13 protein-coding genes and 4 pseudogenes are annotated in these 9,386 nt (G+C 55.8%); 7 read left to right on the forward strand and 10 right to left on the reverse strand.

Annotated elements, in window-relative coordinates; genetic code table 11:
* The first annotated feature begins 131 nt into the window (after window positions 1-131).
* Entirely contained in the window at window positions 132-920 is a 789-nt protein-coding gene (locus ACW9JE_RS00175; protein WP_457431457.1) for a hypothetical protein, read from the forward strand.
* Window positions 921-931: 11 nt separating this feature from the next.
* Here ACW9JE_RS00175 and ACW9JE_RS00180 read toward each other — a convergent pair.
* Window positions 932-1,855 (reverse strand): annotated as a pseudogene (locus ACW9JE_RS00180) (DNA cytosine methyltransferase).
* 450 nt (window positions 1,856-2,305) lie between these two features.
* Window positions 2,306-3,106, reverse strand: a complete 801-nt coding sequence (locus tag ACW9JE_RS00185) for a phosphoadenosine phosphosulfate reductase domain-containing protein (protein WP_457431458.1) — start codon at window positions 3,104-3,106, stop codon at window positions 2,306-2,308.
* An 87-nt stretch (window positions 3,107-3,193) separates the two neighbouring features.
* Between ACW9JE_RS00185 and ACW9JE_RS00190 the strand changes: the two genes are divergently transcribed.
* Window positions 3,194-3,535, forward strand: coding sequence for a hypothetical protein (locus ACW9JE_RS00190; protein WP_457431459.1), 342 nt, complete (start codon window positions 3,194-3,196; stop codon window positions 3,533-3,535).
* Window positions 3,536-3,568: 33 nt separating this feature from the next.
* Here ACW9JE_RS00190 and ACW9JE_RS00195 read toward each other — a convergent pair.
* Window positions 3,569-3,965, reverse strand: a pseudogene (locus tag ACW9JE_RS00195) (hypothetical protein).
* Between the two features lie 125 nt (window positions 3,966-4,090).
* On the opposite strand from ACW9JE_RS00195, the gene ACW9JE_RS00200 reads away from it, so the two are divergent.
* The gene (locus tag ACW9JE_RS00200) at window positions 4,091-4,930 is read left to right on the forward strand and encodes a putative phage abortive infection protein (protein WP_457431460.1); all 840 of its coding nucleotides are present in this window, start codon (window positions 4,091-4,093) and stop codon (window positions 4,928-4,930) included.
* On the opposite strand, the gene ACW9JE_RS00205 is transcribed toward ACW9JE_RS00200, so the two are convergent.
* The 6 genes and pseudogenes from ACW9JE_RS00205 to ACW9JE_RS00230 all read right to left on the reverse strand — a co-directional run bounded on the left by ACW9JE_RS00205 (window position 4,920) and on the right by ACW9JE_RS00230 (window position 7,478).
* The gene (locus tag ACW9JE_RS00205; RefSeq protein ID WP_457431461.1) at window positions 4,920-5,255 is read right to left on the reverse strand and encodes a hypothetical protein; all 336 of its coding nucleotides are present in this window, start codon (window positions 5,253-5,255) and stop codon (window positions 4,920-4,922) included. The genes ACW9JE_RS00200 and ACW9JE_RS00205 overlap by 11 nt on opposite strands.
* 81 nt (window positions 5,256-5,336) lie before the next feature.
* Window positions 5,337-5,798: pseudogene (locus tag ACW9JE_RS00210) on the reverse strand (hypothetical protein).
* A complete protein-coding gene (locus ACW9JE_RS00215) occupies window positions 5,795-6,037 on the reverse strand; it encodes a hypothetical protein (RefSeq protein ID WP_457431462.1) in 243 nt (80 codons plus the stop codon). Before ACW9JE_RS00215 ends, ACW9JE_RS00210 begins: the two are co-directional and overlap by 4 nt.
* A 2-nt stretch (window positions 6,038-6,039) precedes the next feature.
* On the reverse strand, window positions 6,040-6,702 hold the full coding sequence (locus ACW9JE_RS00220) for a lambda exonuclease family protein (RefSeq protein ID WP_457431463.1): 663 nt from the start codon (window positions 6,700-6,702) through the stop codon (window positions 6,040-6,042).
* On the reverse strand, window positions 6,702-7,055 hold the full coding sequence (locus ACW9JE_RS00225; protein WP_457431464.1) for a hypothetical protein: 354 nt from the start codon (window positions 7,053-7,055) through the stop codon (window positions 6,702-6,704). Before ACW9JE_RS00225 ends, ACW9JE_RS00220 begins: the two co-directional genes overlap by 1 nt.
* A 15-nt stretch (window positions 7,056-7,070) precedes the next feature.
* Window positions 7,071-7,478, reverse strand: coding sequence for a recombinase RecT (locus ACW9JE_RS00230; protein WP_457431465.1), 408 nt, complete (start codon window positions 7,476-7,478; stop codon window positions 7,071-7,073).
* Here ACW9JE_RS00230 and ACW9JE_RS00235 point away from each other — a divergent pair.
* The 3 genes and pseudogenes from ACW9JE_RS00235 (at window position 7,438) to ACW9JE_RS00245 (ending at window position 8,434) form a co-directional block, all read left to right on the forward strand.
* Window positions 7,438-7,704: a phage holin, lambda family gene (locus ACW9JE_RS00235; RefSeq protein WP_457431466.1), complete on the forward strand. Its 267-nt coding sequence runs from the start codon at window positions 7,438-7,440 to the stop codon at window positions 7,702-7,704. The two genes, ACW9JE_RS00230 and ACW9JE_RS00235, sit on opposite strands and share 41 nt — an antisense overlap.
* 59 nt (window positions 7,705-7,763) lie before the next feature.
* Window positions 7,764-7,994 (forward strand): Acb2/Tad1 domain-containing protein, encoded by a 231-nt coding sequence (locus tag ACW9JE_RS00240; RefSeq protein ID WP_457431467.1) that lies wholly within the window; start codon window positions 7,764-7,766, stop codon window positions 7,992-7,994.
* A 7-nt stretch (window positions 7,995-8,001) separates the two neighbouring features.
* Window positions 8,002-8,434, forward strand: a pseudogene (locus ACW9JE_RS00245) (proteasome subunit beta).
* 31 nt (window positions 8,435-8,465) lie between these two features.
* Here the strand turns inward: ACW9JE_RS00245 and ACW9JE_RS00250 are convergent.
* Entirely contained in the window at window positions 8,466-8,675 is a 210-nt protein-coding gene (locus ACW9JE_RS00250; protein WP_457431468.1) for a hypothetical protein, read from the reverse strand.
* A 75-nt stretch (window positions 8,676-8,750) separates the two neighbouring features.
* Here ACW9JE_RS00250 and ACW9JE_RS00255 point away from each other — a divergent pair, with 75 nt between their 5' ends.
* Complete coding sequence (locus tag ACW9JE_RS00255; protein WP_457431469.1) at window positions 8,751-9,374, forward strand: putative metallopeptidase; 624 nt, start codon at window positions 8,751-8,753, stop codon at window positions 9,372-9,374.
* Window positions 9,375-9,386: the final 12 nt, after the last annotated feature.

Raw genomic sequence — 9,386 nt, forward strand, 5'->3', positions numbered from 1 at the left:
GGTGCCGGACGCCTCACCGGCCTGTTTACTGTGAGCATGGGCGTCCTCTGCCGGGGCATGCCCGGGCGGTGGAGGGTGGTGAGGGATCAGCTAAAGTGGGGCGACATGCCAGATAAGTCGCCGAGGGAAATATGGGTTTTGAAGCAACGCAGAAAGGAAATCCGCATAAGTTGACGATCAATCAACATGTTTTTCCGAGGAAAGGTATTGATAGATTTTCAGATGAGAACGGCCTAGTTCAGCTATGTAGGAAGGAGGGCGCCAAGGTTATCCGAGTAAGCTCCACAAACGTTCTGTTCTGCGCTAAACGCGTATGGGATCAGGGCACTGAAGCTGGCATAGGTAAGGCGATTGAAGATCGGTTCCAAGCCTTGGCCGACTCTATACTTGCCGGCTCTACCAGTGTCATCGGTTGTTTCGAAAAGACTGTCGTCGAAGATTTCTTTTCTCTTTGGAGAACGAGGCAGAAGCTCAGGGCTGAAGGCCTCGACGACGTAAAATTCGAGGGAATGGCGGGAGATTCTCTGACTAAGGATGAACAGGAGATTCTCGAGCGAAAGCATGTTTTGTTCTTCAGGGACGGCGTTATGCCTGGGCGCTTTGCTGGGCGCATGCATGTCTTCGGCTACATGAACACATTCCGACAGGACAACCATCACATGCAGTGGGGAATTGTTCGTGCGGGAGAAGGAGAGTTCATCGTTCCCGATAGTTTTCAGGACATGATGATTGTTCCCATTTCTCCGAAGTTGCTGATTGTCGCTGGCCAGCCGAACTCTATTCTGACTCGCAGTGAAGTCGCTGTTATCAATCAAATTGCAATCGATCGCGCTACTGACTATTACATCGCAAGAAGCCTGTCGGAGTGCCCAGTTTACCGAGATAGCCCACCCAGACTTCACCGGATCTTTGCTAAGTGAGGATATGGGGGTCAAGCAGCAGCTCTCAGCGCTTCGATGATTCGTTGTCCGGCCAGCGGCGGTACCGCGTTGCCGGCCATGTGCATGGTAAGGCGGTGGTTGTCCGGGCGCAGGGTGTCGGCCGGGAACGACATGGCCGCCAGTGCCTCGTTGGCTGACAGCATCCTCATCTCGTCGCCGCGCACCAGGGCCCAGCGGTCGAGCGTGGTGATGGTCCCGATCGGCCGGTTGATGTCCCGGCCGGTGAGCCCTGAACCTTTTCCGTAGTAGGGCATGATGAACTGATCGCCGAAGCGCTCGCGGCCATTGCGCACCCGGTCAAGGGTTGCCTGAGCCCGGCCCGGTTTATCAATCGGAGACCAGCGGCCGGCGTCGAACTCGAGGAAGCTGGCGGCGGGAACATGCTGGCGCCGGTGCAGCTCGAGCATCAGCGGCGACCTACTGCGAGTGCAGACCAGGAACAGACGGACGCGGTGCTGGGGTACTCCGAGGTCGGCGCAGTCGACGACATGGGGCGCGATCATGTAACCCAGCGCAGCCATGGCCTGCGACCAGGCAGGGTACAGTGCCCAGTCGGTGAACTCTTCGACGTTCTCGACCAGCACTACCTCCGACCGGTGGAACTCCGCGGCGGACACAACGGCCCAGGCTGTCGACCGAGACGCATCGTGCTGGGGGTTTCCGGCCTTCTTGCCGCGGGCTTTCGTGTGCCCCTAGCAGCACGGCGAGGCCAGCATGATGTCGTGGGCCGGAACCTTCGACCAATCCGCCTGGTGCAGGTCCTGGCAGATGTGAATTGCTTCTGGATGGTTGGCGCTGTGCCATTCGACGGCGACCGGCCAGTGGTTGGCCGCCCAGATTACGTCGATGCCGGCATTGCGGGCACCGGTAGACCATCCGCCGAGGCCGGCGAACAAATCGATTGCGGTTGTCATATTGAGTTCTCGAACTTGAGATGGGACGATCTGAAGCGGGGAAAATGAGGGAGCACCACTATGTTTTCGGCAGAGCTGTTTTTCACAATTCTTGTTGCGTTGTTTTCTTTGAACTCTTGCTACCTTTGGTTCAAGTCGGCAACCGTAGAGGTCCTCTACGATGAAACCGACGATGGTTGGTCTGGCGTGTCTTTAACTAAGAGTTCAAGCAAAGGGACTGTCGATATCCTTAAAACCGCCGAGGAATAAACCAGATGGAACAAAGGCGCTGTGGCCTCTGCAGCTGCTGCGGCCATATGCCAAGTCGCTCTGACGTGGATAACCTACTGAAGCTATTCGCAAAGCCCGTAGGCTGAAGAGCAGCGGTACTGGCTGTCTGTGCGGGCGATCAAGTCGACCATGTCAAATTGGCGCCCGCCGCGGGCGGTGTTACTCCAGTCGACCATCCGGTCAATCCCGTGAGTGATTGCGCTCACCTTGTCGGTGGATCTGACGGTTGGGTCGGTGACAGTTGCGAAGAACGTGGCAGCCCCACTCTCGCACCCGGTCTACTTCTTCTGGCCACCTGGCCGCGATCTGCCTGAGTTCGTCCTTTGCGCACATGATGCAGGGCATGCACCCGACGCGATTGCAGCCCTGCAGATAAAGCGGGTTTGGCTTGATGCCGGCCGCCCGGTGCGCTTCAAAAACCGCATCTACTGGCCATTTCAGTATCGGCCGATAGTTGAACAGGCCGCCTCCAACCTCGTCGCACTCCGGCAGATATCTCCTGTCCAGTGATTCATCGGCCCGCACGCCTTGCCAGGACAGCAGCATGTTCTCTCCGTCCATGAGCGGCAGGAAGGCCTGCTCGATGATCGGGTTACGCTTGAGCTCATCGGTGCAGAAGCGTGCCTTGGTGCTGGGGAACCGACCTTTCCACAGGCACATGTCCAGGAACGGGTTGCCCGTGGGGTGCAGAACCTCTAGCGCCCCAAGCACCACGGATTCCGGGACACCTTTCTCGTGCCATTTGGTCTCGATGAATCGGCGCTTGCCGGCGATCTGCCGGGAGAAGTCTGCCTTCACCCATTGGATTGGAACGCCTGTGGCCTCGGCCAGATAGTGAACGTAGTCATAGGTCTCGGGATGCTCGTGTCCGGTGTCTGCGAATACGGCGCTCAGGTTCGACACGCCGAGCTCGCGAGCGACCAGCAGCGTAGCCGTGCTGTCTTTTCCGCCGCTCATGCTGACGACGTTGTGAATAGGCATAGAAGATCCTCGCCGGCTGGCGTGATTCGTTGAAGTGGGGTATTTGTGTTCGGCCCGGCATGGGGCCGGATCAGAGGGGTAGTGCTGATGGAAATTCGCAGGCAAGGTGCGAACAGGAATAGCGGCTGGGTTGCGATAAAGGGGAAAAAGCCTGCTGCTGTGTCTGTTCAGGCAGATCCCGAATTTGGACCCGTAGTGTCTCTGAGTTTAAGAAAGACTAAGGATCCAGATCGTAACGGCGAGTACGACCATGAGGTACGTTTGAGTCTTCCTGACGTTGTTGCTGTGATTGATGCGTTGTCAGGTAATGGACTATCAAAATTTAATGTAGAGATATCCGAACAGCTTTCACAATCCGTTCGGTCTCTGAATAGGTTGATGGCAGCGGCTAGCGGGATAGAAGTTGGTTCGTCTTCCAATAAGGAATGATGTGATTGACTTGGTGCAGTAGGTGAGGGCGGATTAGGCGCGTCGGACTTTGAAATGGAGCATCGCCTTGATGCTGTGGCAGTAATCCTGAAGCCGCTCATAGGCCTTGTATTTGGCTTGGCTGCGAGTGGCCGCCCAGACCCTGACCAAGTCTTCGCGGGCTTCCCGATTCCAGTTGAGATCATCCCAAACATGATTGAACGGCAGGACTAGCCATTCTTTGAGCGGTAGCTTCTCAGCCATCTCGCCGTACTGCATTTCGTGCGACGGGTGGTAGTTGCTGATCCGCTTCGTCGGATCTTCGTCCAGCACCACGCCGATGTAATGTCCACGGTCGGCTGACGCCGGGCTTTCCGTAGGCGATGACTCGACGACCGACTTCGGCGGGCACCTGATAGTGCTGCCGGACAAATGCACAGTTGTAGCTCATGGATTTCTCCAGTCAGGCGCCGCCTCCGTGACCGGCGGTGGCAATGAATGATGGCAAATTGACTTTTTTTAAGGTATTTGTGTGCCGCCCGGTATGGGAACCGAGAGTTAAATAGGTAGGATTAAATGAAAAATAAAATAGGTCTGGGATGGCTCATCGCAATAGTGGTGATGATTGTCTTAGCGGTATACGCTGGGTATTATTATTTTTTGTACTCTGGATTTTCCTCTCCAGAGGACTTGGCGGAGTTGAAAGGTGTTCGAGGAGGAACTTTTGGTGATGCTTTCGGAACACTCAATGCTTTGTTTTCTGGGTTGGCATTTTCTGGTGTCTTGATAACTTTGCTCATACAACGTAAAGACTTGATGGGTAGTCAGGAGCAAAACTCTAGGCAGCAGATTGAATCTCAGTTCTATAACATGTTAAGTCTGCAGCAAGGCGTAGTCCAAAGTTTCGATATCAAAAAAAATGGCGTCGTCAAAATGGTCGGTAGGGACTGTTTTAAGACTTGGGTATGGCATTTGCGAAACGAATACGGTACCGCCAAAGGGACCCATGAGGAGCGAATGGGGCTCGCCTATCGCGAGGTGATGCGGAGGTTTCATGGTGATCTGGGTTTGTATTTTCGCAGTCTTTATTCGGTTTTTAGGTTTGTTTCAGAATGCCAGCATCCAGATAAAAGAAAGTTTGGAAACGTAGTAAGGTCTTTATTGTCGGATTTCGAGTTGGTGATATTGTTTTATAATAGTCTTGGTGATAAGGGTAGAAATTTCCAATCATATATCACTGAGTTTTCGATATTTGATAATTTAGAGCCTGCTATGTTGCTGGATATGATGGATGTGCTTTTTTTAGCGCCCGAGTCCTATGGTGCAAACGCTGAAATTCTTGATACTTTTAGCCGAAATAGATGTGGAGTGTGCAGCGCTGCTTCATCGAAAAGGGCGTCTGATATCACTTATTAGTTGTGTTTGGATGAATTATTTCATCACCGGAGTACCTTCTGGCCTCTCGAAGGCTCTCACTCCGAAATATTCGCGCCACGTTTTCGCTGATCACGATTTCGTGGCGCGTTTTCAATGCCTCCCGTGCTCCTTCAGGCCCAAGCGAATGAACATAGCGCAGGCAACCCTCAATCACTGAGGCCTGCTCTGTATCCTCGTTCCAGGCCATGAGCTCTTCCAGCTTCTGCCGAGTGCCAAGCCGGCAGCGGTGCCGCAGTTCCTTCTCGTCGAGTTCGATCCGCTTTAGCGCAGCTTTAGCCGATCGTTCTTTTCCATTCTTGGCCATGGCCTACCTCTTCAATTCCGCTGGCTGGCAAGTCCAGCCAGGTCTGTCGTCGGCGCTGGTGCGCCCGGTTGATCATTCTTCTCACGCTGCGACCTTCACCTGATGCCAGGCGCCGGCGGCGTAGAACAGCTTGGCGGCCTGGGCTTCGTCGAGCGTGACCTCCGCGGGAACGGCGATCCATCCCGATGCCACCAGGTGGTGCGGGTTGCAGCCGTCGCGCAGCTCCAGGTAGTAATGCTCGATGGCGTCGGTCAGGCGCTCGACCTTGTGCAGACCCTCGGGCGATATCTCCACCGACTTGACGTACTTAACGCCACGCTCATCGCGACACATGGCGCTGATGTAGATCGTTCAGTGGTAGGAGAAGTCGAACAGGGCGTTGGCAATGGCGAGGCTGCGGATCGGCCTGCAGTTCTTCCAGTTGGCCATGATCTGCGTGCCGCTGGGGTCGATGGTCACCACCGCGACGTGGTTGGTCCGGAGCAGCGCGCGGCAGCTGCGTTCGGCCCGGGCATATCCGTTGTTGGGTTTGCGCTTGCTCATAGCACCTCCGTGATCCGCCGTAGCGCGATTCGTTCTGCCTGAGTAGGGGAAGGGCTGCGGCCCCTGAGGACGGTGTCGGGGTCGATCTTGGAGGAGCGGGCAGCAGGCGTTGGATTGATTTGCGCGGGCGCCGATCTGGAGAAGCGTCCACCGGCGGCGATGTGTTGTTCGACCTGAAGTGAAAGCTCCAGCGCTTTCTCCCGTCTGAACTCGATGTCGTATTTAAGGTTGCTGATCATGATCAAGCTCCTAAGCGATGGGCTTGCGCCCGAGCCTTGTCCGCGACTTCATCAACCATGCGATTCAGCTCCAGATTGAACTGAACAAGCTCCTTGTGCAGGTTGGCGATGTAGTCTTCGTCGCGATAAATCGTCTCGATGTAGAGTTGGCACTCTTCATCTTGGCGCGAATCGAACGACAGGAAGTCCCACCATTGGCGCCCGGTGACGAACATGCAGCCCTGCACCTGCGGCATGTGCTCCTCGGGCATGCCTTCGAGCCACGTTCTGACGTGTATCGCCTCGTTGAAAGGGCACTTCGACTCTGTGCCCCCGTCATCGTTGATCAGTCCGTCTGGTGAACAACCAAGCCAGTCGTACTTCGGGTGGACGATGAACTCTGACGGTATGACGATGTTGCCAGTCAACATTTCGTAAGCGTCCTGAGCCTTCTGTTCTTCGGTGTGACCCCACTTCATGGAAGCGCTGCTGACGTTGTGCTTAGACTTCTTTGCCAGTCGCTCGAAGCACAGCTCACGCATGTAGGAAGTACGCGCACCCATTGGCTCACGCTTCCCATTTTTGTCAGGCTTCCCCCAGGCCATCACATCCTTGAACCGGCTGGCAGTGACTCGGCCAGATCGGTCGGCACACCACTTTTCTGTGCCCTGAAGCTCCGCTCTCACTACGCTGCCTCCTCGGCCTGAGTAAGGTCGTCATGGGCGCCGGTCATGTCGGTAAAGTCGGCATCAACGGTTGCCGCCATGCTCTTGAGCGCTTCGTGACACTCCAGGCCGATCGCAGCGCGCTGCTTGGGTTTGAGTTCTGCCCAGGCTGCTGCATACGCATCGATGTCTTGGCGCTTCGCGACGGCCAGAAGGTCCGCGAATACTCCGTCAATTTCCGGCGACGGCGATTTCGGGCCGAACGACACGCCGGCAGCTGCGGCAGTGTTCTCGGACTGCCTGGCGGGCGTGATGTCGATCTCACCGCCGTATGAGTCTTCGAACTCGTCAGGCGTGTAAACGCCAAGGATCACGTCCGGGCAAAACAGTCATGCCCATTTTTTGGTGACGAGGTAGGCGATTTGCTGCTTGGGATCTTCCGCCCAAAGCGTCGAGTTCCGGGTACGGACCTGGGTGAGCAGAAGCTCAAGAGCGCGCGGCTCGTTTTCCCCTTTGAAGGTTGCCCAAACCTTGATCCCGAGGCCTTTTTCGTCGTCAAAGCTCCAGGCTGGGACGCGGTATTTTTTGAACTCACCAGTGTCCTCGTCCTTCTTCGTTTTGCTGGTGACCTCGCGCATCTTCCCGATGACGTTTTCCCAGCTTCCGAACCATTCGAAGTTCAGGCGGCCTTTGATCGGTGCCTTGGTGGTGATAACTGCGTTGACCAGTTGCACCTCATAGCTCAGTGCGCCGCCGTTGACGATGAACGTCTTCTGCGCAACGGCAAATGGGTTCATCAGGATCATCTATGGCGGAGGAACTCGGCGCCAGGCCCTTCTCGAAGCGGCGATCTGCACACTGATCACCATCGGCCTGATACCAGTCCTCGAGTACTTCGGACTGCCGCAGAACTTAGCTACGGCTGCCGGTGTGTTCATCGGCTTCCTGGGCGTCAAGAAGCTAGCTGACATCGCCGATCGGATTGCCGAAATCAGATTCCCAACCCGTGGGGCGGGGCAGTAACCGCGACACGTTTTATCGAGCCCATAAATTATGTCGCAACACGCGACGAGGAACGCAGCATGGATAACCAGCACAAGAAAATCACCGGCTACCGCGACCTCACCCAGAGCGAAATCGACGGGATGAACTCGATCAGGGCCCTGGAAGCCGATACGGGCGAACTGTTCAAACAAATCAGCCAGATCGAATGTGTCGATCCGCGAATGCTGGCCCTGGTCAAGACCAACCAGCAGCGGGGCTTCATGTGGTTCGTGCGCTCCATTGCCAAGCCCGCCGACCCATTCGACTGAGGCGTCCATGACAACTATCGCCTACAAAGACGGCGTTATTGCCTACGACAATCGCCAGACCCGAAACGATCGGATTGTTTCTGACGATGCCATCAAGCACCAGGTAGTCGACGGGGGTGAGCTTCTTTCTCTCGGGCGCCGTATGTGATGAGAAGGCGTTGATCGCCGCCTACTTCGGCACGCCTTCACAGGCTCCTGTGGAGTGTTCAGGCTATGTCGTCGACGGCGGCAGACTGTTGATGGTCGGTCATGACGACAAAACTGGGATTTGGAAACAGGATCTTGGCCTGTCAAATCCTGACGCCATTGGCAGTGGCTCCCCATATGCCATAGCTGCAATGGACATGGGTACAAGCGCAGAGGATGCGGTGCGAGCCGCGATGAAGCGGGATATCTACACTGGCGGCAAAATCAGAACGATCACCATCAAGCCTGAGTAGATGTGCCGCAGGTGAGTGCGGCACGGATAGGTCACTTCTTGTTGAGCGCAGCCTCAATGATGTCAGCGTATTCGGACAGCTTGCCAAGCTCGGTACCAAGAATTCCGCTCGATGTATTGTTCAGCACGCGAACCGCGATTAGCTCTAGCGCGGCAGAGACTGCGTAGGCGCGCTTCGCCTTTGGGTCTGAAGCTTGTGCATACGATACTGCTTGAAAGTTGACTGTAGTTTTCTCACTCATGAACGACCTTCCTTGCGTTGATTGGATCCCTACCAATACCGGCAACCCGCCATCATTTCAAGCACTGGGTGAACGATGGATAGGCCAAGTCCCCCGGCATCCATGCTCGATATCAGCGAGCTGTCCTACTTCGGTATCCGGCTCAAGCCTGCGCCTGAAGTGTGGGAGTGGCTCCAGGCCGAGATCCTTGCTGACACCGGCAGCATCCATAACGAAGACCATGCGCTCCTGATCGATGCTGACGTCCGGATCATGTGGGCGTCATCATGCTTCGAGAAGCAGGGTAGGACGGTACTCGGCCAAGCCGAACAGGTGGCGTTCCGCGCCGGCGGCTGGCAGAAAGCCCGAATTGAGCAACAGATGCGTGATTGGTTCGGTGAAGTGCCGGCCTTCATCATCACTCTGGCCGCCGACTATTGGTCACAGTGCAGCGACCTTGAGTTCTGCTCACTGATCGAACATGAGCTGTATCAACTGGCTCACGCGACCGACAAGTACGGTCAACCAGCCTTCACCCAAGAAGGCGCACCGAAGATCAAGCTGCAAGGCCATGACGTGGAAGAGTTTGTCGGCGTGGTTCGCCGCTACGGTGCGAGCCCTGATGTTCAAGCGTTGGTGGATGCAGCAAACAGTCCTGCTGAAGTGGGGAAGTTGAACATTGCGAGGGCCTGCGGAACCTGTCTGCTCAAGTCGGCCTGACTCTTGACAGGC

It is taken from the genome of Pseudomonas sp. SDO55104_S430, from assembly GCF_054070595.1.